The sequence below is a fragment of the Caulobacter mirabilis genome (genome assembly GCF_002749615.1).
In the GTDB taxonomy this organism is placed as follows: Bacteria; Pseudomonadota; Alphaproteobacteria; order Caulobacterales; family Caulobacteraceae; genus Caulobacter; species Caulobacter mirabilis.
Map to the genome: position 1 here is coordinate 2,165,985 of NZ_CP024201.1, position 21,572 is coordinate 2,187,556.

At 70.0% G+C, this 21,572-nt stretch carries 24 protein-coding genes; 19 read left to right on the plus strand and 5 right to left on the minus strand.

The window, feature by feature from the left end:
- The first annotated feature begins 3 nt into the window (after positions 1-3).
- The 9 genes from bamA to CSW64_RS10735 all read left to right on the plus strand — a co-directional run bounded on the left by bamA (position 4) and on the right by CSW64_RS10735 (position 9,034).
- Positions 4-2,376 carry an outer membrane protein assembly factor BamA gene (bamA, locus tag CSW64_RS10695; RefSeq protein WP_099622095.1) on the plus strand — a complete coding sequence of 791 codons (2,373 nt, stop codon included), beginning with the start codon at positions 4-6 and terminating at the stop codon, positions 2,374-2,376.
- A 6-nt stretch (positions 2,377-2,382) separates the two neighbouring features.
- Positions 2,383-3,033, plus strand: a complete 651-nt coding sequence (locus tag CSW64_RS10700) for an OmpH/Skp family outer membrane protein (protein WP_099622096.1) — start codon at positions 2,383-2,385, stop codon at positions 3,031-3,033.
- Positions 3,034-3,208: 175 nt separating this feature from the next.
- Positions 3,209-4,231, plus strand: coding sequence for a UDP-3-O-(3-hydroxymyristoyl)glucosamine N-acyltransferase (lpxD, locus tag CSW64_RS10705; RefSeq protein WP_099622097.1), 1,023 nt, complete (start codon positions 3,209-3,211; stop codon positions 4,229-4,231).
- Positions 4,228-4,692, plus strand: coding sequence for a 3-hydroxyacyl-ACP dehydratase FabZ (gene fabZ / locus CSW64_RS10710; protein ID WP_099622098.1), 465 nt, complete (start codon positions 4,228-4,230; stop codon positions 4,690-4,692). Before lpxD ends, fabZ begins: the two co-directional genes overlap by 4 nt.
- Positions 4,689-5,483: an acyl-ACP--UDP-N-acetylglucosamine O-acyltransferase gene (gene lpxA, locus CSW64_RS10715; protein WP_099622099.1), complete on the plus strand. Its 795-nt coding sequence runs from the start codon at positions 4,689-4,691 to the stop codon at positions 5,481-5,483. The genes fabZ and lpxA overlap by 4 nt, the downstream gene beginning before the upstream one ends.
- 2 nt (positions 5,484-5,485) lie before the next feature.
- A complete protein-coding gene (gene lpxI, locus CSW64_RS10720; RefSeq protein WP_099622100.1) occupies positions 5,486-6,325 on the plus strand; it encodes a UDP-2,3-diacylglucosamine diphosphatase in 840 nt (279 codons plus the stop codon).
- Entirely contained in the window at positions 6,322-7,491 is a 1,170-nt protein-coding gene (lpxB, locus tag CSW64_RS10725) for a lipid-A-disaccharide synthase (RefSeq protein WP_099622101.1), read from the plus strand. Before lpxI ends, lpxB begins: the two co-directional genes overlap by 4 nt.
- Before the next feature lie 2 nt (positions 7,492-7,493).
- Positions 7,494-7,850 (plus strand): hypothetical protein, encoded by a 357-nt coding sequence (locus tag CSW64_RS10730; protein ID WP_099622102.1) that lies wholly within the window; start codon positions 7,494-7,496, stop codon positions 7,848-7,850.
- A 2-nt stretch (positions 7,851-7,852) separates the two neighbouring features.
- Positions 7,853-9,034, plus strand: a complete 1,182-nt coding sequence (locus tag CSW64_RS10735; protein ID WP_099622103.1) for a BaiN/RdsA family NAD(P)/FAD-dependent oxidoreductase — start codon at positions 7,853-7,855, stop codon at positions 9,032-9,034.
- Between the two features lie 91 nt (positions 9,035-9,125).
- Here CSW64_RS10735 and CSW64_RS10740 read toward each other — a convergent pair whose 3' ends face one another.
- From CSW64_RS10740 to gltX, 4 genes are all read right to left on the minus strand, one after another.
- A complete protein-coding gene (locus tag CSW64_RS10740; RefSeq protein ID WP_099622104.1) occupies positions 9,126-9,446 on the minus strand; it encodes a polyhydroxyalkanoic acid system family protein in 321 nt (106 codons plus the stop codon).
- A gap of 6 nt (positions 9,447-9,452) precedes the next feature.
- A complete protein-coding gene (locus CSW64_RS10745; RefSeq protein WP_172448513.1) occupies positions 9,453-10,025 on the minus strand; it encodes a sugar O-acetyltransferase in 573 nt (190 codons plus the stop codon).
- A gap of 74 nt (positions 10,026-10,099) precedes the next feature.
- Positions 10,100-11,377, minus strand: a complete 1,278-nt coding sequence (gene gltA, locus CSW64_RS10750) for a citrate synthase (RefSeq protein ID WP_099622106.1) — start codon at positions 11,375-11,377, stop codon at positions 10,100-10,102.
- A 65-nt stretch (positions 11,378-11,442) separates the two neighbouring features.
- Positions 11,443-12,855, minus strand: coding sequence for a glutamate--tRNA ligase (gltX, locus tag CSW64_RS10755; protein WP_099622107.1), 1,413 nt, complete (start codon positions 12,853-12,855; stop codon positions 11,443-11,445).
- Between gltX and CSW64_RS10760 the strand changes: the two genes are divergently transcribed.
- The 6 genes from CSW64_RS10760 to CSW64_RS10785 all read left to right on the plus strand — a co-directional run bounded on the left by CSW64_RS10760 (position 12,830) and on the right by CSW64_RS10785 (position 18,395).
- Positions 12,830-14,989, plus strand: coding sequence for a ComEC/Rec2 family competence protein (locus CSW64_RS10760; RefSeq protein WP_425430370.1), 2,160 nt, complete (start codon positions 12,830-12,832; stop codon positions 14,987-14,989). The genes gltX and CSW64_RS10760 overlap by 26 nt on opposite strands.
- An 84-nt stretch (positions 14,990-15,073) precedes the next feature.
- Positions 15,074-15,958 carry a dihydrodipicolinate synthase family protein gene (locus CSW64_RS10765; protein WP_099622109.1) on the plus strand — a complete coding sequence of 295 codons (885 nt, stop codon included), beginning with the start codon at positions 15,074-15,076 and terminating at the stop codon, positions 15,956-15,958.
- Positions 15,959-15,965: 7 nt separating this feature from the next.
- The gene (locus tag CSW64_RS10770) at positions 15,966-16,862 is read left to right on the plus strand and encodes a bestrophin family protein (protein ID WP_099622110.1); all 897 of its coding nucleotides are present in this window, start codon (positions 15,966-15,968) and stop codon (positions 16,860-16,862) included.
- Between the two features lie 79 nt (positions 16,863-16,941).
- Positions 16,942-17,298 carry a VOC family protein gene (locus tag CSW64_RS10775; RefSeq protein WP_099622111.1) on the plus strand — a complete coding sequence of 119 codons (357 nt, stop codon included), beginning with the start codon at positions 16,942-16,944 and terminating at the stop codon, positions 17,296-17,298.
- A 24-nt stretch (positions 17,299-17,322) separates the two neighbouring features.
- Entirely contained in the window at positions 17,323-18,048 is a 726-nt protein-coding gene (locus tag CSW64_RS10780; RefSeq protein ID WP_099622112.1) for an HAD family hydrolase, read from the plus strand.
- Positions 18,045-18,395 (plus strand): DUF2200 domain-containing protein, encoded by a 351-nt coding sequence (locus tag CSW64_RS10785; RefSeq protein WP_099622113.1) that lies wholly within the window; start codon positions 18,045-18,047, stop codon positions 18,393-18,395. The genes CSW64_RS10780 and CSW64_RS10785 overlap by 4 nt, the downstream gene beginning before the upstream one ends.
- Here the strand turns inward: CSW64_RS10785 and CSW64_RS10790 are convergent.
- Entirely contained in the window at positions 18,392-18,889 is a 498-nt protein-coding gene (locus tag CSW64_RS10790; RefSeq protein WP_099622114.1) for an RrF2 family transcriptional regulator, read from the minus strand. The two genes, CSW64_RS10785 and CSW64_RS10790, sit on opposite strands and share 4 nt — an antisense overlap.
- Positions 18,890-18,948: 59 nt before the next feature.
- Between CSW64_RS10790 and CSW64_RS10795 the strand changes: the two genes are divergently transcribed.
- From CSW64_RS10795 to CSW64_RS10810, 4 genes are all read left to right on the plus strand, one after another.
- Positions 18,949-20,211, plus strand: coding sequence for a phytoene desaturase family protein (locus tag CSW64_RS10795; RefSeq protein ID WP_099622115.1), 1,263 nt, complete (start codon positions 18,949-18,951; stop codon positions 20,209-20,211).
- A 77-nt stretch (positions 20,212-20,288) separates the two neighbouring features.
- Positions 20,289-20,942 (plus strand): glutathione S-transferase family protein, encoded by a 654-nt coding sequence (locus CSW64_RS10800; protein ID WP_099622116.1) that lies wholly within the window; start codon positions 20,289-20,291, stop codon positions 20,940-20,942.
- Positions 20,943-21,038: 96 nt separating this feature from the next.
- Positions 21,039-21,260 carry a hypothetical protein gene (locus tag CSW64_RS10805; RefSeq protein ID WP_099622117.1) on the plus strand — a complete coding sequence of 74 codons (222 nt, stop codon included), beginning with the start codon at positions 21,039-21,041 and terminating at the stop codon, positions 21,258-21,260.
- A gap of 107 nt (positions 21,261-21,367) precedes the next feature.
- A complete protein-coding gene (locus CSW64_RS10810; protein WP_150131375.1) occupies positions 21,368-21,565 on the plus strand; it encodes a hypothetical protein in 198 nt (65 codons plus the stop codon).
- Positions 21,566-21,572 lie beyond the last annotated feature (7 nt).

Below are 21,572 nucleotides of genomic sequence, written 5' to 3' on the forward strand. Positions count from 1 at the left end.
AAAATGAAGCATTCCCGCGCGCGTAGCGCCGCGATCGTCTCCGGCCTGGCTCTCATGACGGGGTCCATGGCTCTGAGTCTTCCGGCCGTGGCCTACGCTCAGGCGGCTCAATCCGGCGTCGTCCAGCGGATCGTCGTGCAGGGCAACGAGCGGATCGAGGCGGGGACGGTGCTGTCCTACCTGCCGATCCAGCCCGGCGACACCGTCGACGCGCCGCGCATCGACGTGGCCCTGAAGACCCTGTTCCGCACCGACCTGTTCGCGGACGTGAAGATCGATCTGCAGCAGAACGGCGACCTAGTCGTGCGCGTGGTCGAGAACCCGATCATCAACCGGGTGATCTTCGAGGGGAACAAGGGCGTCAAAGAAGAGAAGCTGCGGGACGAGGTGACTATCCGCCCGCGCGGCATCTTCACCCGCGCCAAGGTCCAGTCCGACGTCCAGCGCATCATCGAGCTGTATCGTCGGTCGGGCCGCATCGGCGTCACCGTCACGCCCAAGATCGTCGAACTGCCGCAGAAGCGCGTCGACCTGATCTTCGAGATCAACGAGGGCCCCAAGAGCGGCGTCCTGAGCGTCAACTTCCTGGGCAACAAGCAGTTCTCGGACGGCGATCTGGCCGACACGATCGTCACCGAGCAGAGCCGCTGGTACAAGTTCCTGTCGAACAACGACAACTACGATCCCGACCGGATCGAGTACGACAAGGAACAGCTCCGCAAGTTCTACCGGAACAAGGGCTACTACGACTTCCGCGTCGTCTCCGCCGTGGCCGAGCTGGCGCCCGACAAGAACGGCTTCGTCGTCACCTACACGGTGGAGGAGGGCGAACCCTACAAGTTCGGCAAGCTCACCGTCGACACCGAGATGAAGAAGCTGGACGGCGCGGTGCTGGCCCAGCTGTTGCCGATCCGCGAGGGGCAGACCTACCAGGACACGGCGATCGAGTCGGCGACCGACGCCCTGACCTTCGCGGCCGGCGCGGCCGGCTTCGCCTTCGTGGACGTCCGCCCGCGCTACACGCCGAATCCGGCCACCCGCACCGTCGACGTCACCTTCCAGGTCAAGGAAGGCCCGCGCGTCTACATCGACCGCATCGACATCATCGGCAACACCCGCACCCTGGACTACGTCATCCGCCGCGAGATGAACGTGACCGAGGGCGACGCCTACAACCGCGTGCTGGTCGACCGCTCGCGCAACCAGATCCGCGCCCTGGGCTTCTTCAAGGACGTCAAGATCGAGGAAGTGCCCAGCGCCACGCCGGACCGCACCAGCCTGCGGGTCCAGGTCGAGGAGCAGCCGACCGGCGAACTGTCGTTCAGCGCCGGCTACAGCTCGGTCGACCAGCTGGTCATCGACCTGGGGGTCAGCGAGCGCAACTTCCGCGGCCGCGGCCAGAACGTCCGGGCGCGGGTTTCGGTCGGTTCGCTGCGTCAGCAGATCGACTTCTCGTTCACCGAGCCGCGCTTCCTGGGCCGCGACCTGCGCGCCGGCCTGGACCTGTATTCGTACCGCTACGACTTCAGCAACCAGACGGCGTTCGACACCGCCTCTCTGGGCGGCGGCGTCCGCCTCGGCTTCCCGCTGACGCAGAACGCCTCGATGTCCCTGCGCTACACCCTGCGCAGCGACGAGGTGATCATCGACGACAGCTTCTGCGTGGTCGATCCGTCGACCGGCCTCAGCGTGCTGTCGTCCAGTCTCTGCTCGCAGCGCGGCTCCTATCTGACCTCGCTGGTCGGCTACGGCCTGCGCGTCGACCGTCGGAACGACCCGATCCGTCCGACCCGCGGCTTCTACGTCGACCTGTCGCAGGACCTGGCCGGCGTCGCCGGCGACGTGAACTACCTGCGCACCGAGTTCGGCGGCGGCTGGTACTACGGCTTCAACAAGGACTTCGTCCTCCAGGTCACCGGCACCGCCGGCTACATCGACGGCTGGGGCGGCGACAGCGTCCGGATCAACGACCGCTTCTACAAGGGCGGCAACAGCTTCCGCGGCTTCGAGGTCGCCGGCCTCGGCCCGCGCGACAACACCGGCCAGCGGACCGACGCCCTGGGCGGCAAGGCCTACGCCATCGGCTCCATCGAGTTGTCGGTGCCGACCTTCCTGCCCGAGCAGTATGGCATCAAGGCCGCCGTGTTCACCGACTTTGGCACCGTGGGGATGCTGGATGACGTCGACAAGGAACTGCGGCCCGGCGTGCGGAACCCCGATATCCATGACGACTTGAGCCTGCGCGCTTCGGCCGGCCTGTCGATCATGTGGCGTTCCCCGATGGGCCCGATCCGCTTCGACTTCAGCCAAATTCTAGCCAAAGAAGACTACGACAAAACGGAAACGTTCCGGTTCTCAACCTCTACAAGGTTCTAGACTCTCATGCTCTCCAGGAAGACCTTCGCGGTCGCGGCTGCGGCCGTCATCGCCACTGTTGCGACGGCCGCCTCGGCCCAGCAACCGGCCGCTCCGGCCGCCGCCGCGCCGGTGCAGCAGCTGCGCCACGGCGCCGCGATCCCGGGCCTGTGCGCCTACTCCAGCGATCGCACGATCGCCGGCTCGGAAGTCGGCAAGTACGTCGGCACGCGCATGAAGCAGCTCATCGATGAAGCCAACGCCGAGCTGAAGGGCGAGGACACGGCGGTCACCAACGAAGCCAAGGCGCTCGACGCCGGCCGCGCGACGATGACGCCGGACTCCTGGGAAAAGCGCGCCGCCGACCTTCAGGTCCGCGCCAACGCCCTGGGCCGCAAGAAGGAGCAGCGCTCCCGCGAGATCCAACTGACCGAGCGCAAGGCGCTGCAGCGCGTGCTGCAGGAGCTCGATCCGGTCGTCGTCGGCCTGTACCAGCAGCGCCAGTGCAGCATCCTGCTGGGCGACGGCGTCCTGGCGGTGGCCCCGCAGATGGACCTCACCGATCAGGCGATCGCCGGGCTGAACGCGAAGATCAAGACCTTCGCCTTCAACCGCGAACGTCTCGACGCCCCGGCCGCCGCGCCGGCGCCCGCGCCCGCGACTCCGCCGAAGCGCTAAAGGTCGTTCACGGACGGCCTCTGGCCTTCGTCCGTGAGCCGCCGCATGATCAAGACGTCGTCTCAGCCTGGCCTGCCAAGGTCAGGCTGAGCGCGTTATGGGGAGGGCCCGGTGGGTCTCTCCGCTGGAAACACTGGCGCCGACTCGCGGTATCGCGGGGTGTGCGAGGACAGACATGGCGGATCCGCGTTTCTTTCTGAACCTGGGGCCCATCCCGTTGGCGGACCTCGTCGCCCTGGCGGGCGGCGCGCCGCTGGCGGCCGAGCCGGGCGCGATGAAGGTCGAGGGCGTCGCCCCGCTCGATCGCGCCGGTGCGGCGGATGTCGCCTTCGTGGCCGATCGCAAGCACGTCGAGGCTTTGCGGACCACCGGAGCCGGGGCGGTCTTCGTCTCGGCGGCCCTGGCCGACCAGGTTCCGGCGACCAGCATCGCCGTCGTCGTCGATCGTCCCCAGGCCGCCTGGGCGCGCGCCGCGGCGGCCCTGCATCGTCCGCGGATGCACGAGGCGGGCGCGCCGGCGGTGCATCCTTCGGCGGAGTTGGAGGACGGGGTTCTCCTGTCCCCGAACGTGGTCATCGGGGCCGGCGTGAAGATCGGCCGCGGCACGCGGATCGCGCCGGGCGCGGTGATCGGACCGGGCGTGGCCATCGGCCGGGACTGCGAGATCGGCGCCAACGCCAGCATCGGCTTCGCCCTGATCGGCGACCGGGTGCGCCTCTATGCCGGCGCCCGCATCGGCGAGGCCGGCTTCGGCGCGGTGGCCGGGGAGGCCGGGGTGGCCGACATTCCGCAACTGGGCCGCGCCATCCTGCAGGACGGCGTCACCATCGGCGCCAACAGCTGCGTCGACCGCGGGGCCTGGGAAGACACCGTGGTCGGCGAGAACACCAAGATCGACAACCTGGTCCACATCGGACACAACACCCGCGTCGGGCGGAACTGCGTGATGGCCGCCTACACCGGCATCTCGGGCAGCGTGGTCATCGGCGACGGCGCCGCCTTCGGCGGACGGGCCGGCGTCGCGGATCACGTGATCATCGGACCGGGCGCCCGGGTCGGGGCCGCCGCCGGCGTGTTCCGCGAAGTGCCCGCTGGAGAAACCTGGGGCGGCTATCCGGCGCAGCCCATGAAGGCCTGGCTGAGGGAAACCGCCTGGCTTTCGCGCAACGCCCGGCGGGGCAAGGGGGACAAGGCATGAGTGAAGACAACGCCGGCGTCGAGATCGCCTTCGACGAGATCCTGCAGCGGCTGCCGCATCGGTACCCGTTTCTGCTGATCGATCGCGCCGAGGACTATGTCGAGCACAAGTCGATCGTCGGCATCAAGAACGTCACCTTCAACGAGCCGTTCTTCAACGGGCACTTCCCGGGCAATCCGGTGATGCCTGGGGTCCTGATCATCGAGGCCATCGCCCAGACCGGCGCGGTGCTGATGTCCAAGACGCTCGAGGTCGACATCGAGCGGACGACGATCTTCTTCATGTCGGTGGACGGGGCCCGCTTCCGCCAACCGGTGCGGCCGGGCGACACCCTGCGCATGGAGGTCGAGGTGACTCGGGCGCGCGGCGACGTGTTCAAGTTCGTCGGCAAGGCCCTGGTCCGCGGCAAGGTCGTGGCCGAGTGTGAATTCGCGGCGATGAAGGCGGACAAGCCCCAATGACGACCATCCACCCGACCGCCATCGTCGATCCGAAGGCGAAGCTGCACGAGACGGTCGAGATCGGCCCCTTCTGCACGGTCGGTCCCGATGTGACCTTGGGCAAGGGCGTGCGGCTGATCTCGCATGCGGTGGTCGAGGGGGTGACGGAGGTCGGAGAGGACTGCGTGCTGCATCCCTTCGCCTGCCTCGGCGGTCCGCCCCAGCATCTGGCGCACAAGGGCGAGCCGACCCGCGTGGTGGTGGGCGCGCGCAACATCTTTCGGGAACACGCCACCGTCCATGCCGGCACCGCCGGCGGACGCGGCGTGACCACCATCGGCGACGACGGCCTGTTCATGGTCAGCGTCCACATCGGCCACGACTGCATCATCGGCAGCAAGGTGACGGCCGCGCCCAGCGTGGCGGTCGGCGGCCATGTCACGGTCTCGGACTTCGTCTTCCTGGGCGGGCTGGCGGCGATCCACCAGTTCACCCGGGTGGGCCGCTACGCCTTCGTGGGCGGCGGCGGCATCGTCACCAAGGACGTCATTCCCTACGGCTCCGTCTGGGGCAACCACGCCCATCTGGAAGGCCTCAACCTCATCGGCCTGAAACGTCGCGGCTTCACGCGCGAGCAGATCGCGACCCTGCGCGCCGCCTACCGCCTGCTGTTCGCGGACGAAGGCACCTTCCAGGAGCGGATCGAGGACGTCGAAGAGGGCTATTCGAACGTTCCGGAGATCATGGAGATCCTGGAGTTCATCCGCGAGGACGCCTCCCGACCGCTCTGCCTGCCGCAGCGCGAGAGCTAGCCGTGCGCAAGCTGGGCATCATCGCGGGCGGCGGCGGCCTGCCGGCCGAGATCGCGGCTCGGTGCCGGGCGTCGGGGCGGCCCTATTTCGTCATCCGCCTCAAGGGCTTCGCCGACGAAGGCACGCTGGGACATCCCTCGGCCGAGATCGGCATCGCCGAGCTGGGCAAGTGCATCAAGGCGCTGCGTGAAGAGCGCTGCGAGGCGGTCTGTTTCGCGGGCCTGGTCGCGCGGCCGGACTTCGCCAAGCTCAAGCCGGACCTGCGCGGCCTGGCGGCCCTGCCGGGAGTGATCGCCGCGGCTCGCCAGGGCGACGACGCCCTGCTGCGTCGGCTGTTGGAGGAGTTCCGCAAGGAGGGCTTCGATATCGAGGGCGCCCACGAGGCCGCCGGTTCGATGACCCTGCCGCTGGGTCTGCTCGGCCGGCATGGGCCGGCGCCGCAACATCGCGAGGACATCGATCGCGCCCTGACCGTCGCCCGGGCCTCCGGACGTCTGGACGTGGGGCAGGGGGCGGTGGTCTGCAACGGTCTGGTCCTGGCGGTCGAGGCGCAGGAGGGCACGGACCTGATGCTGCGCCGGGTCCGCGATCTGCCCCAGGCGATCCGCGGCCGGCCCGAGGCCTTGCGCGGCGTGCTGGCCAAGGTTCCCAAGCCGATCCAGGAGGTTCGCGTCGACCTTCCGACCATCGGCGTCGCCACCGTGCGCGGCGCGGCCCAGGCCGGGCTGGCGGGGATCGTCGGCGAGGTCGGGCGGCTGCTGATCGTCGATCGCGAGGAGACGGTGGCCATGGCCGATGATCTGGGCCTCTTCATCCTGGGCGTGGAGCCCAAGCCGGAATGACCCGGCCCCTCACCGTCATGCTGGCGGCGGCGGAGGCCTCGGGCGACAGCCTGGGCGCGGGCCTGGCGCGGGCGCTGAAGGCCCGGCTGAGCGACGGCGTGCGGTTCGTCGGGGTCGGCGGATCGAAGATGGCCGCCGAGGGCGTGCAGAGCCCGTTCGATATCGCCGACCTGTCGATCCTGGGCCTCTTCGAGGCCATTCCGGCCTATCCGCGGATCAGGCGGCGCGTGGCCGAGACCGCCGCCCTGGCGGCGCGCGAGCGGCCCGACGTGGCGATCCTGATCGACAGCTGGGGCTTCACCCTGCGGGTCGCCCACGCCATCCGGAAGGCCTCGCCGAACACCCTGCTGGTCAAGTACGTCGGGCCGCAGGTCTGGGCCACGCGGCCGGGGCGGGCCAAGGTTCTGGCCAAGGCAGTCGACCACCTGCTGACCATCCACAGCTTCGATGCGCCCTATTTCGAAAAGGAAGGCCTGCCGACCACCTTCGTCGGCAACCCGGCCCTGGCCAAGGATTTCTCCAAGGCTGACCCGGCGCGTTTGCGCACGGCGATCGGCGCCGGGCCGGACGATCCGATCCTGCTGGTGCTGCCGGGCAGCCGTCCGGCGGAGATCAAGCTGGTCATGCCGGCCTTCGAGGACGCGGTGAACCTGCTGAAGGACCGGCGCCCGGCGCTGCATGTGGTGATCCCCGCGGCGGGGACCGTGGCTGAAGCGGTCAAGGCGCGGGTCGCCGGCTGGCCCTATCGGGCTCATGTCATCGAGGACGAACAGCTTAAGGACGACGCCTTCGTCGCCGCCACGGTCGCGCTGGCCTGCAGCGGCACGGTGACCACCGAACTGGCCCTGGCCCACGCGCCGATGGTCATCGGCTATCGCCTGGGCGCGCTGACCTACGGCATCCTGAAGCTGCTCTTCAAGCCGCCCTGGATCACCATGTTCAACATCGCCGCCCGCGACTTCGTGGCGCCGGAGTTCGTGCAGGACGCCTGCAACGGCCCGGCCCTGGCCAAGGCGGTCGGCGAGCGGCTGGACGACGCCGGCTTGCGCTCGCGCCAGATCGCCGCTCAGGATGCGGCGCTTGAGAAGATGGGGCGGGGCGGGCCCGACCCGTCCGAGATCGCCGCCGACACCGTGCTGAAGCTGCTGGCCGAACGAGGGAACTGACCATGCGCGCGCTCGCCGCTCTCGCCGCCGTCCTGGCCCTGGCCGCCTGCGCCCCCACGGTGCGCGACGGCTCGACCGGGCTGGACCCGACCGTCGACGCCGCCGCCTGCAAGGCCAACGGCGGCACGGTGAAACCGGTCTGCCGCATGCAGCGGCCGGCCTGCATCTTCACCTACAAGGACGCCGGCAAGGCCTGCACCGACAGCGACCAGTGCGAGGGGCGCTGCATCGCCGCCGACGGCGCCATGCCGGCGGACGGAGTCGCCGCCGCCGGGATCTGCGAGGCGGACAACGACCTCTGCGGCTGCAGCACCGAGATCCTCGGCGGCAAGGCCCAGCCCGGCCGCTGCGTGGACTGACCTTGCAGGCCTTCGACGTCGTCATCGTCGGCGCCGGCGCGGCCGGCATGATGTGCGCGGCCCAGGCGGGCCGGCGCGGCCGCAGTGTGCTGATCGTCGACCACGCCCAGGCGCCGGGCGAGAAGATCCGCATCTCCGGGGGCGGTCGCTGCAACTTCACCAATCTGGACGCGCGGCCGGCGGCCTTCCTGTCGCAGAACCCGCGCTTCTGCATCTCGGCGCTGCGCCGCTACACCCAGCAGGACTTCATCGCCGCCGTCGACGCCCGCGGCATCGCCTGGCACGAGAAGACGTTGGGCCAGCTGTTCTGCGACGGCTCCAGCAAGCAGATCATCGAGATGCTGGTCGACGACCTGAAGGCCGCCGGCGCGCAGCTGCGCCTGGGCCTGTCGGTCGATCGCGTCAGCCGGATGGGCGAGGGCTTCGAGGTCGCCTTCTCGGACGGCTCGGTGGCGCGCTGCGCGTCGCTGGTGGTCGCCACCGGCGGCAAGTCGATCCCGAAGATGGGCGCGACGGGCTGGGCCTACGACATCGCCCGGCAGTTCGGGGTGCGGGTGGTCGAGACCCGGCCGGCCCTGGTCCCGCTGACCTTCGAGGTCGGGGCGCTGGAGCGGATCAAGCCGCTGGCCGGGGTGTCGGTCGACGCGGTAGTCGCGCACGGCAAGACCCGCTTCGCCGAGGGGATGCTGTTCACCCATCGCGGCCTGTCCGGTCCGTCGATCCTGCAGATCTCGTCCTACTGGCGAGAAGGGGAAGCGATTGAGATCGACATGGCCCCCGGGACCGACGTGTTCGAGGCGCTGAAGGCGGCCAAGGCCTCCAGCCCGCGCCAAGCCCTGCACACGGCGCTGGGCCATCTCGTCCCCTCGCGCCTGGCCGACCTGCTGGCTGCCGAGGCCGGGGCGAGGGGCAACCTGGCCGACACGCCCGACAAGACCCTGCGCGCCGTCGGCGAGGCGGTGAACCGCTGGCGCATAAAGCCAGTCGGCTCGGAGGGCTATCGCACCGCCGAGGTCACCCTGGGCGGGATCGACACCCGCGACCTCAGCTCCACGACCATGGCGGTGAACGAGGTTCCCGGCCTCCATTTCATCGGCGAGGCCGTCGACGTCACCGGCTGGCTGGGCGGCTACAACTTCCAGTGGGCCTGGTCGTCCGGCTGGGCGGCAGGGCAGGCGGTCTGATCCCTGGGGACATGCTCCGAAGGTGCGTGTCCCCTTTTTGCCAAGCTGTCTTGGGGGGACACGCACCCTGCGGGAGCATGTCCCCGACTGTTCACCCCTTCCGCTTGTCCTCCAGCAGGATCTGGCCTTCCTGCTTGAGCTTGCCGCCGATCTTGCCGGCCAGCATGCCCAGGAGGCCGGGCAGCAGCACCTCGATGCGGATGGCGTCGGCCAGCACGTCCAGTGAGCCGCGGATGTCCTGGCCGGCGATCAGGGCCGCGAAGGTCATGCGATCGCCGTCCCATGACTGCTGGATGTCGCCGCCGCCGCCCGGGAGCTTGGCGGTCAGGTCGGCGAAGCCGGTCTCGATCCGGCGGCGGGCCTCGGCCGCGCCGAGGCTGTGGGGAATGCTGACGATCAGGGGCTTGGCCATAGTGGTTCAACGCTCCGGCGTGGGGGCGGGGTTCCGGGCGCGGGCCGGGTTGCCGACCGCCGTCGCGCCGTCGGGAATGTCGCGGGTGACCACGCTGCCGGCCCCGATGATGACGTCGTCGCCGATGGTGACGCCGGGCATGATCAGCGCGCCGCCGCCGATCCAGACGTTCCGGCCGATCACGATCGGGCGGCCGAATTCCAGCCCCTCGCGGCGCTGCGCCGGATCGCGCGGATGATCCGCGGCCAGGATCTGCACGCCCGGCCCGATCTGGGTCCCGTCGCCGATGGTCACCTTGACCACGTCCAGGATCACGCAGTTGAAGTTCAGGAACACCCCGTCGCCGAGGTGCACGTTGTAGCCGTAGTCGCAGTGGAACGGCGGCCGGATGTAGGCCCCGTCGCCGACCGAGCCGAGGTTCTCGCGCAGCAGGACATGAGCCTCGGCCCGGGTCCGGGTCTGGGTGGCGTTGTAGCGGTCCAGCCACTCGGAATTGCGCTGGTCGTCGGCGGCCAACTCCGGGCCTTCGGCGATGTAGAGCTCGCCGGCCAGCATCCTGTCTTTCTGAGTGCGCGCCACGCGGGCCTCCGGTTCAAAAGCAAAGGGCTCCGGGTCGCCCCGGAGCCCTCCATATAGGTGCCGATTGGTCGATATCAGCGTTTATCGATCGCCACGTAGTCGCGCTCGGTCGCGCCCGTGTACAGCTGACGCGGACGGCCGATCTTGCGGGTGGGATCCTCGAACATTTCCTTCCACTGGCTGATCCAGCCCACGGTGCGGGCGAGGGCGAACAGCACGGTGAACATGTTGGTCGGGAAGCCCATCGCCCGCAGGGTGATGCCCGAGTAGAAGTCGATGTTCGGGTACAGCTTGCGCTCGATGAAGTAGGGATCGCTCAGGGCGATCTTCTCCAGCTCCATCGCGACCTCGAGCAGCGGGTCGTTGATGCCGAGCTCCTTGAGGACCTCATGGCAGGTCGTCTGCATGACCTTCGCGCGCGGGTCGAAGTTCTTGTACACGCGATGGCCGAAGCCCATCAGCTTGTACTCGCGCTTCTTCACGCCCTCGATGAAGGCCGGGATGTTCTCGACCGAGCCGATCTGCTCGAGCATCTCCAGGGCTTCCTGGTTGGCGCCGCCGTGCGACGGGCCCCACAGGCAGGCGATGCCGGCGGCGATGCAGGCGAACGGATGCGCGCCCGACGAACCGGCCAGGCGGACGGTCGAGGTCGAGGCGTTCTGCTCGTGATCGGCGTGCAGGATGAAGATGCGGTCCATGGCGCGGGTCAGGACGGGGTTCGGAACCCAGTCCTCGGCCGGCACGGCGAAGCACATCCGCAGGAAGTTCTCGGAGTAGCTCAGGTCGTTGCGCGGCGACACGAAGGGCTGGCCGATCGTGTACTTGAAGGCGCGGGCCGCGATGGTCGGCATCTTGGCGATCAGGCGGTGGGCGCTGATCTCACGCTCGCGGGCGTCGTCGACGTTGATGCTGTCGGAATAGAAGGCCGACAGGGCGCCGACCGCGCCGGTCATGACCGCCATCGGGTGGGCGTCGCGACGGAAGCCCTCGAAGAAGCGGTCGAACTGCGCGTGCAGCATCGTGTGGTAGGTGATGTTGCGCTCGAACTTGGCGAATTCGTCGGCCTTGGGCAGCTCGCCGTTCAGCAGCAGGTAGCAGACTTCGAGGAAGCTCGACTTCTCGGCCAGCTGGTCGATCGGGTAGCCGCGGTGCAGGAGCACGCCGGCGTCGCCGTCGATGTAGGTGATCTTGCTTTCGCAAGAGGCGGTCGAGGTGAACCCCGGGTCGAAGGTGAAGGTGTCGGAGTCGGCGTACCACTTGCGCACATCGACCACGTCCGGTCCGGTGGAACCCTTCAGGATCGGCAGCTCGAAGCTCTTATCGCCGATCGTCAGCACCGCCTTATCGGTCATGCCTGATCCTTTTCGTCGTGACACACAAAGCGCCCGAACGGGCGTTCGGACGGGGTTATAGCGCCTTACGCGGTGGGCGAAAGCGCATCGTTGAGTCTGGCCAGGGCCTCTTCGCGGCCGAGCGACGCCAGCGTTCTGTGAAGATCGGGCGAGATGCTTCCGCCGGTCAGAATTCCGCGCAAAGCGGGGCCGAACTTGCCGAAACCGACGCCTTCCGAGGCAGCAAATGCCTGAAGGAGTTCGTGCAGCGCCTCGGCGCTCCAGTCGTTGGTCGCGGCAAGTTGATCGGCCAGGCGGGCGAGGCGGGCCCGGGTCTCGTCGGTGAGCAGGCCCTTGGCCTTCTCCTCGATCACGATCGGGCGCGACCGGAACACGAAGGCCAGCTGGTCGGCCAGCTCGACGATGGTCTTGGCGCGCTCCTTGACCAGCGGAATGGTGCGCAGGGCGGCTTCCCGGCGGGCGGCGTCCAGCGGCGTGTCGCGGCGCGCGAAGACCTCGGCGACCAGGTCCAGCAGCCGGGCGTCGTCGGCCTGGCGGATGTAGTGGGCGTTGACGAAGTTCAGCTTGTCCCAGTCCAGCCGCGAGGCGCCCTTGTTGGCGTCGACGATGTCGAACCACTCGATCGCCTGGGCGTCGGAGAAGATCTCGTCGTCGCCATGGCTCCAGCCCAGACGGACCAGATAGTTGCGCATCGACTCGGGCAGATAGCCCAGGTCCGCGAACTCGGTGACCGCCGCCGCGCCGTGGCGCTTGCTCAGCTTGCCGCCGTCGGGGCCGTGGATCAGCGGGATATGGGCGAAGGCCGGGATGTCCCATTCCAGCGCCTGATAGATCAGGGTCTGGCGGGCGGCGTTGTTGAGGTGGTCGTCGCCCCGGATGATATGGGTGACGTCCATGTCGTGGTCATCGACCACCACGGCCAGGTTGTAGGTCGGCGCGCCGTCGCTGCGCAGCAGGACCAGATCGTCCAGATCGCGGTTGCGGAAGGTGACCGCGCCCTGGACCAGGTCGGGCACCACGGTGTCGCCGTTCAGCGGGCCGCGGAAGCGGATGACGTGCGGCTTGGCCAGATCGGCGGGCGAGGGATCGCGGTCGCGCCAGGGCGAGCGCAGGGCGTGGCCGGCCGCGTGGGCCTTCTCGCGCGCGGCGGTCAGCTCGTCGCCGGCCAGCCAGCAGCGGTAGGCCTTGCCCTGGTCGAGCAGGGACAGAACCACCTCGCGGTGGCGCTCGGCGCGGGCGAACTGGAAGGTCGGCTCTCCGTCGTAGGGCAGACCCAGCCACTTCAGACCGTCGAAGATCACCTGCACGGCCTCTTCCGTGGATCGTTCGCGATCGGTGTCCTCGATCCGCAGAAGGAAGCGGCCGCCGCAGTGTTTCGCGTATAGGTAGTTGAACAGAGCGGTGCGCGCGGTTCCAATATGCATGGAGCCGGTGGGCGAGGGGGCGATACGGGTGACGACGGGCTTTGAGTCGGACATCTCGGTAGGGCCGATAGGAAAGGCGGCGCCTCTTAGCACGCTGCGGAAGGCCGCTGATAGCCTCGCCAGGATTATCGCCGCCGAGGTCGTCGCCCAGCGCGACCGCTGGACGCTGTGGGCGCCGGTGGCGTTCGGCTTGGGCGCGGCGGGCTATCTCGCGCTGCGGACCGAGCCGTCGCTCTGGCTGGTCGCGACGGCGGCCGGTCTGGCGATCGGGCTGGCGCTCGCGGTGCGCCGAGCGGCGGTCGGCGCGCTGGCGATCCCGGCGGTCTTGCTGGCCTTCGCCGCCGCGGGATTATGTGCGGGCAAGCTTCGCGCGACCCTGGTCGCCGCGCCGGTGATCGCCGAGCAGTCGATCGTGACCCTCGAGGGCTGGGTAGTGGATGTCGCCAGTCCCGGCGCGGGCGGAGCTCGACTGGTGGTCGCGCCGGTCCAGGTTTCGGGTCTCGACCCGCGCGCCACGCCGGTCCGGGTCCGGGTCACCCTGCGCGGCGAGCCGCCGACGCCCCCGCCGGGGTCGCCGATCCGCCTGCGCGCCATGCTCGGACCGCCGCCGCCGCCGGCCAGTCCCGGCGCCTACGACTTCGCCCGCGACGCCTGGTTCGACCGGGTTGGCGGCGTGGGCTTCTCGCTGGGCGAGCCCGCTGAAGCGACGCTCTCCTCGCCGCCCCGGCGTCTGCGCCTGGCCATGGCGGTCAATGCCGCCCGCTGGAGCCTGGCCCAGCGGATCGTGGCGCGGTTGGGCGTCGAGCAGGGCGGTGTCGCCGCGGCCATGGTCACCGGCCACGAGGCCTGGATCCCGCCGGAGCAGGTCGAGGCCATGCGCGCCTCGGGCCTGGCCCACATCCTGTCGATCAGCGGGCTGCATATGGCCATCGTCGGCGGCTTCGTATTCGCCGCCGTGCGCCTGGGCGTGGCGGCCTGGCCCTGGCTGGCGCTGCGTGCGAACGGCAAGAAGGTCGCCGCCCTGGCCGGCCTGTTCGCCATCGGCGGCTATCTGGTGATCTCCGGCGCGCCGCCCCCGGCCGAACGGGCAGCCATCACCGGCGGGGTGATGTTCCTGGCCGTGCTGGCCGATCGGCAGGCGATCAGCCTGCGGGCCCTGGCCGTCGCCGCCCTGGCGATCCTGGCGCTGCAGCCTGAGGCCGCGGCCACGCCCGGCTTCCAGATGTCCTTCGCCGCCACCGCCGCCCTGGTCGCCCTGGCCGAGGCCTGGCCCCAGCCGGTGAAGGAGATCGAGACGCCCTGGTGGATCCGCTGGCCCCAGGCGGCCGTGGTCTGGACCGGCGCGGCCCTGGCGGCCAGTTTCGTGGCGGGTCTGGCGACCGGCCCCTTCGCCATGCACCACTTCAATCGCGTCGCCAGCTACGGCCTGATCGCCAACCTGCTGGTCTCGCCCCTCTCGAGCTTCGTGATCATGCCGTTCCTGGCCCTGGGCGCGGCGCTGGAGCCCTTGGGTCTGGGCGGACCGTTCCTGGCGATCGCGGGCTGGGGCATCGGGATGATGACCGACATCGGCGCCGGGGTCGCCGGTCGGCCCGGCGCGACGGTCACCGTGCCCAGCGCGCCGGCCGCCGCCCTGCCGATCGCCTTTGTCGGGATCATGATCCTCTGCCTTTGGAAGGGCCGGCTGCGCTGGCTGGGCGCGCCGCTGGCCGCCGCGGTCCTGCTGTGGCCCAGGCCGCCGGCGCCGGACGTCTGGATCGCCGACGACGGCGCGGCGGTCGCGGTCCGCCACGACGACCGGGCCGTCCTGCTGCGGCCGGACGCCCGGCGCTTCGCCGCCGACCTGTGGTCACGTCGCCGCGGCCTGGTCATCGACGTGGAGGCCGAGGCGGCGCGGGACGCCCTCTACGCCTGCGGCCGGTTCGACTGCATGACCCGGGACGGGCAGGGCGTCGCCGCCTGGGCCGGCAAGCAGCCGCCGAAGGCCGCGGTTCTGGAGCGGCTTTGCGCGCCCGGCCGCCTGGTCGTGCTGCGCTCGCCGGCGCCGGCCGCCGGCTGCGAGGGCGCGTTCGTCCTGGCGGCCGAGGACTTCACCCGGGGCGGCTCGGCCGAGCTCTGGCGTACGGGAGCGGGCTGGAAGGTGCGCTGGGCCAACGACCTGCGAGGCGACCGCCCCTGGGTGCGGTGACGGGCTGACACAATCGGAAGCGAGACATGACTTGATGCTCCCGGTCTCAGGCGTCTGTATGCCGCCCATCGTTGGAGATGCGGCATGTCCCTGTTCACCGGCCTTTCGGCCTTCCCGATCACGCCGGCCACGCCCGAGGGCAAGGTCATCGAGGCCGACCTGCGCGCCCTGATCCAGGGCGTCGTCCGCGGCGGCGCCGACTCGATCGGCCTGCTCGGCAGCACCGGGACCTACATGTTCCTCGACCGAGGCCAGCGCCGGCGGGCGGTTGAGATCGCCGTCGCGGCCGCCGGGGCGACCCCGGTGATGGTCGGCGTCGGCGCGCTGCGCACCGACGAAGCGCAGGCCCTGGCCCGCGACGCGGCCGAGGCCGGCGCGGCCGGCCTGCTGCTGGCGCCGGTCAGCTACACGCCGCTGTTCGACGAGGAGGTCTACCGGCACTTCGTCGCCGTCGCGGCGGCGACCGAGTTGCCGATCTGCATCTACAACAACCCGACCACCACCAACTTCACCTTCAGCCCGGCGTTGACCGGGCGGCTGGCCGGGCTGTCCACCGTAACGGCGATCAAGCTGCCCCTGCCCAAGTCCGGCGACATCGTCGCCGACCTGGCCGCCTACCGCCAGGCCGCGCCGAGGCTAAAGATCGGCTACAGCGCCGACTGGGGCTGCAAGGACGCGCTGCTGGCCGGGGCCGATGGGTTCTACAGCGTCGCGGGCGGCCTGTTCCCGGGGCGGATGGCCGCGCTGGTCGCGGCGGCCTCGGTCGGCGACCGTGAAGACGCCGACCGTTTGGACCAGGCGTTCGCGCCGCTGTGGACGCTGTTCCGGACCTACGGCGGCATACGGGTGATGCATGCGGCGGCGAACCGCCTGGGCCTCACCGCCGCCCGCCCGCCGTTGCCGATCCTGCCGCTGGACGAGGCGGCGGCTGATCAGGTCGCGGCGGCGACGGCGGGGCTGAGAGGCTAGGGCGACCATGATTGTCGGACGATGGGCGGGGCTGTTCGAGGTCGCTTTCGCGCGGCAGGGCTCGATCCTGCCCAGGATCGCCGTCCGCCTGGCGGTGCTCGGCGCGATCTCGATCGTCGCGGTCTTGGCCGCCGAACGCCTGCCGCATGTCTTCGAGCGGGTGAACGCCTTGCCGTTCACGCTGCTCGGCCTGGCGCTGTCGATCTTCATGAGCTTCCGGAACAACGCCTGCTACGATCGCTGGTGGGAGGCCCGCAAGCTCTGGGGGCGGCTGATCATCGCCAGTCGGGCCTTCGCCCGTCAGACCCGCCGGTTGGCGCCCGAGGCGCGGGAGCCGCTGCTGCTCGGGCTGGCCGCCTTCGCCGGCGGGTTGGCGGCGCGGCTGCGGGACCAGGACGAGCCGGCCGCGATCGCGCGCTGGCGGCCCGGCGAGGCGCTCGCCCCGGCGCCGAACCCGACCGATGCGGTCCTGTCGCAAGTCGGCGCCGACTGCGCCCGGCTCGCCGATCAGGGCGCCATGACGCCCGTCCATCTCGCCACGCTGGAGCTCCAGCTCACCGAGCTGAGCCATGTCCAGGCCGGCTGTGAGCGGATCAGGACGACGCCGCTGCCGTTCGCCTATTCGCTGCTGCTGCACCGGACGGCGCATCTGTTCTGCCTGTTGCTGCCGTTCGCCCTGGCGCATGCCCTGGGCTGGTGGACGCCGCTGCTGGTCCTGGTCGTCGGCTACACCTTCTTCGGCCTCGACGCCCTGGGCGACCAGCTGGAGGACCCGTTCGGCCTGGAGGACAACGACCTGCCGCTGGACGCCCTGGTCCGGACGGTGGAGCGCGACCTGCTGTTCTCGCTGGGCCGCGAAGACCTGCCGCCGCTGCTGGAGCCGGTCGGCTACAGACTGTCCTGACGACGGAGGCTTCAAACCCGCGGTGCTTGGCGCCGGACGCCGAGCCTGTAGTCTGACCGAAACGGTCCAGGAGGATGGGGTGGCGGTCACCGGCATCGGCGGCGTCTTCTTCCGCGCTGAGAACCCCGAGGCGCTGCTCGAATGGTATCGGGTCCGTCTCGGCGTGGTCATGGAGGGCTATGCCCCCTGGGCGCAGGCGGCGGGGCCGACGGTGTTCATGCCGTTCGCCGCCGACACGGGCTACTGGCCGGCCGGCAAGCAGTGGATGATGAACTTCCGGGTCTCGGACCTGGACGCCCTGCTGGCCGATCTGGCGAAGGCCGGCGTCACGGCGGAGACGAACCCCGACTGGGATACGCCCGAGACGGGGCGCTTCGCCCGTATCCACGATCCCGAAGGCAATCCGATCGAACTGTGGGAGCCGCCGGCCGAATAGGGCGGCCTTGGGGGACTGTATCTGATGATCGCCGACCTTCCGCGCGCCATTCTCTTCGACCTCGACGACACCATCCTGGCGGCCGGGCAGCGGCCGGAAATCCTCCGGGAAGTGGCGCGGGAGTTCGAGGCGGACCTGGTCCCATTCGCGCCGGACGACATCGCCGAGCGTCTGGACGCCGCGTTGACCGTCTTCTGGTCCGATCCAGAACGTCACAAGGTCGCGCGTTTCGGCGTGCCGGAAGCCCGACGCCAGGTGATCGCCGAGACCTTCGCCGCCCTGGCTTCGGAGGCCTTTTCGCCCGATTTGGCGGACCGCTTCGCCGCTCGTTTCACCGCCTGGCGCGACCAGCTGACCGACTTCTTCCCCGGGGCTCGGGAGACCATCGAGGCGTTGAAAGCCCGTGGCGTCCTGCTGGCGCTGGTCACCAACGGCGGGACGGCGACCCAACGGGCCAAGATCGAACGGTTCGACCTGGCGCCGCTGTTCGATCATATCCAGGTCGAGGGGGAGCATGCGTTCGGCAAACCCGATCCGCGCGCCTATCGGCACGCGATGAGCGTCCTGGGCGTCGAGGCGCACGAGACCTGGATGGTGGGAGACCACCTGGAATGGGAGGTCGCCGCGCCGCAGAAGTTGGGCATCTTCGCCGTCTGGCATGATCCCTACTGCAAGGGCTTGCCGGCGGACAGCCCGACACGGCCGGATCGGACCATCCGCGCCATCTCCGAGCTTCTGGCCTCGCGATGACCCAGCACCGCATCTACGGGACCAGCTTCGCCAGCGTGTATCCGCATTATGTCGCCAAGGCCGAGAAGAAGGGGCGAACGAAGGCGGAGGTCGACCAGATCATCCTCTGGCTGACCGGCTTTAGCCCGGCGCAGTTCGACGTCCATCTCGCCCGAAAGACCGACTTCGAGACCTTTTTCGGCCAGGCGCCGCGCCTGAACCCGGCGCGCGATCAGATCACCGGCGTGGTCTGCGGGGTTCGCGTCGAAGAGGTGGCCGATCCGCTGATGCGCGAGATCCGCCGCCTGGACAAGCTGGTCGACGAACTGGCCAAGGGGCGGCCGATGGCGAAGATCCTGCGCGGCTAGCCGATCGGCGTCCCGCCGTTCCGCAGCGCCCAGTCGGCGAAGGCGCCCCGTCCCTCCGGGCCGTATCGGACGCCGACGCGCTCAGCGATCTGGGCGATGCTGACCGCCTTCAGATGGGCCCGATAGGCCGCCTCGGCCTCATGGAAGGCGCAGGCGATGTCGCAGGGGACGCGCGACGAGGTGTAGCCGGCGCATGGGCCCTGACGACGGATCTCCTGGCATCGGAAGCTGGGACCCGATCCTTCGATGGCGGCCTGGATGTCCCACAGACTGATCTCCGCGGCCGGGCGGGCCAGCCGATAGCCGCCGCGTCCGCCGCGGCTGGCCGTCAGCACGCCGCCGCGGACCAGGGCCTGCAGATGCTTGGCCATGTAGGCCGCCGGCAGCCGGTGAAAATCGGCCAGGGCGGCGGCGTTGAGGCTGGAGTCCGGCGCCAGCCCCGCCAGCACGGCGCAGGCGTGGACGGCCCATTCGACTCCCTCGAGCGTTTTCATTTGCGGACATCTAGCATCCGAATTAAACGGATACAAATTGTCCGAATTGGAAGGTCGCCATGAAACATGCGGAAGTCGCCGTCGTGGGCGGAGGGATCGCGGGGCTCATCGCCGCTGTGGCGTTGGCCCGGCGCGGGCTTCGACCGACGCTGTTCGAAACGGCGCATGAGTTCGGCGGCCGGGCCCAGACGCGCGTCGTCGACGGCTTCCATTTCAACCAGGGCCCGCACGCGCTCTACATCGGCGGCGCCTTCCATGCGGCCTTGAGCGCGTTCGGACTGGCCGCGCCCGGGCGCCGCCTGTCCCTCGCCAACGCGCTGGCGCTCTGGGAAGCCGGCGACCATCCGCTGCCGACGGGTCTCGTCCGCGGGCAAGCGGCGCCGCCGCTGAGCGCCGCCGATGCCGACGACCTAGCCGAGGCCTTCGCGGCCGTCGCGGCGGGCGCCGGCGAGGCGGGGACGCCGCTGCGCGCCTTCACGGGAACCTTGTCCCCGGCCGTGCGGATGGTGGTCGAGGCCTTCGTGCGGCTGTCCACCTACGCCCATGCGCCGGAGGACATCGACGCCAAGGCCGCGCTCGACCAGCAGAGGCTGAGCTTCTCGGGGGTGATCTATGTCGACGGCGGCTGGCGCGCCCTGGTGTCACAGCTGGTCGACGCCGCGACGACGGCGGGCGTGCGGCTGAGGGCCGAGCATCGGGTCGGCGCGATCCGGCGGGAGGGCCGGACCTGGCAGGTCGACTTGGCGGACGGCGCGACGGAAGCGTTCGAGGCGGTGATCCTGGCCGCCTCGCCGGCGGCGGCGAGCGAGCTGGTCGAAGGGGCGCAGACCGTGGTCGCGGCGGCGCGGGCGACGCGGCCCGTTCGGACCATGGGGCTCGATCTGGGCCTGGCCGGCGTCGCGCCGGGTCCGGAGTATGCGCTGGGCATGGATGTCCCGCTGTACATGTCGCTGCACTCGGCCGTCGCCGATCTGGCCCCGCCCGGCGGCGGGCTGCTGCACCTGGGCCGCTACCTCGCGCCGGACGAAGCGCCGGACGCAGGGCATATCAAGGCCCTGGAGCAGCTGGCGGACCGGTTGCAGCCGGGATGGCGCGATCGACTGGTCCACCGGCAGCGACTGGTCGGGATCACGGTGGCGCACGATCTGCCGCACTGGCGTTCGGGCGGGCGGAGGGCGCCGGTCGTCGTCCCGGACGCGCCGGGGCTGTTCCTGGCCGGGGACTGGGTCGGCGACGAGGGGCTGCTGTCCGACGCTTCGGCGGCGAGCGCGGTCGTGGCGGCGCGCGAGGCGGCGGCCTTTCTCTCCGGCGTTCCGGCCTAGGCGAGAAAATCCGCAGGGCTGTCGGAACCGGGCTTCTCTGTGCGTCCTTCGGACATCAACCGCCGGAGAACGACGCCATGACCCCCGTCATCACCGCCTTCGAACGTTCGCCCGACCGCGGCCGGGGCCTGGCGCGCGACATGCGCGTGCGCTGGGCGCTGGAGGAGGTCGGCCAGCCCTACGACGTACGGCTGCTGTCGTTCGAGGCGATGAAACAGCCCGCGCACGAGGCCCTGAACCCGTTCGGCCAGATCCCGACCTATGAGGATGGCGACCTGACGCTGTTCGAGTCTGGCGCCATCGTGTTGCACATCGCCGAGCGTCATCCGGGCGTGCTGCTGCCGACCGAGGCGAACGCCCGGACGCGCGGGATCATGTGGATGTTCGCGGCGCTGAACACCATCGAGCCGCCGATCTTCGACTACAGCCTGGTCAAGATCCTGGAACGGGACCAGCCCTGGTTCGAGGCGCGTGTCGCCGCCCTCGAGGCGCTGATCCGCCGGCGGTTGGAGAGCCTGTCCCGCCATCTCGGCGCCGCCGGCTGGCTGAACGGGGACTTCGGTGCAGCCGACCTGCTGCTGGTGACGGTGCTGCGCCGGCTGCTCGGGTCGGGCCTGCTGGAGGAGACCCCGAACCTTCCCGACTACGTCGCCCGCGCCGAGGCCCGCCCGGCCTACCAGCGCGCCTTCGCCGACCAGCTGGCGGTGTTCGAGGCGGCGTCGAAGGGCTGAGGGCTCTGGGCCGCGGCGACGTTCGTCGTCGCTGAAGTCGTCCGCCGATTGCCAATCTTCACGGGGCGTGCCTCGATGCCAAGCATGGAAAGGACTTTGTACCAGGACGACGGCGTCACGCTCACCGAGCGAAGCGGTCGCTTCTTCATCCGATATGATGCCGGAGGCCATCAAGTGGCCTGGCGCGAGGATGAGATCACCGCCCAGGACGCTCGTCGCGCCATGAGCGGTCCGCGGGAGGCGGAAGACGTGCTCCTTGCACTTCAGCGCCGTCTCATGGCTGAGGGCCTTGATCCCTATCGATCGAACCTGGCCTAGCGACCGCCCAAAGCGAGAAGAGGCGCGCGGGGGGCGACACGGCGCAGACCTACCTCCTGGTCCGAATGACCGGTGCCGAGGTCGAGGCGTTCGCGAAGGCGTCCCGGATGACGACGCAGCCCTTCGACGCCCATACGGCTCGGGCGCGGGGCTGGCGGACGCCCGACTGGTGGCCGACGGAGGCCTGCCCGGCGGGGGTGGCCTACGGCGACGACCCGTTCGCGGAGCCGCCTCGCTACCTGGGCCATGTGGTCAACTGGTGTCCGGGCGAAGGCCGCGCCTACGTCCAGAGCTTCAGATACTGAGGGCCGT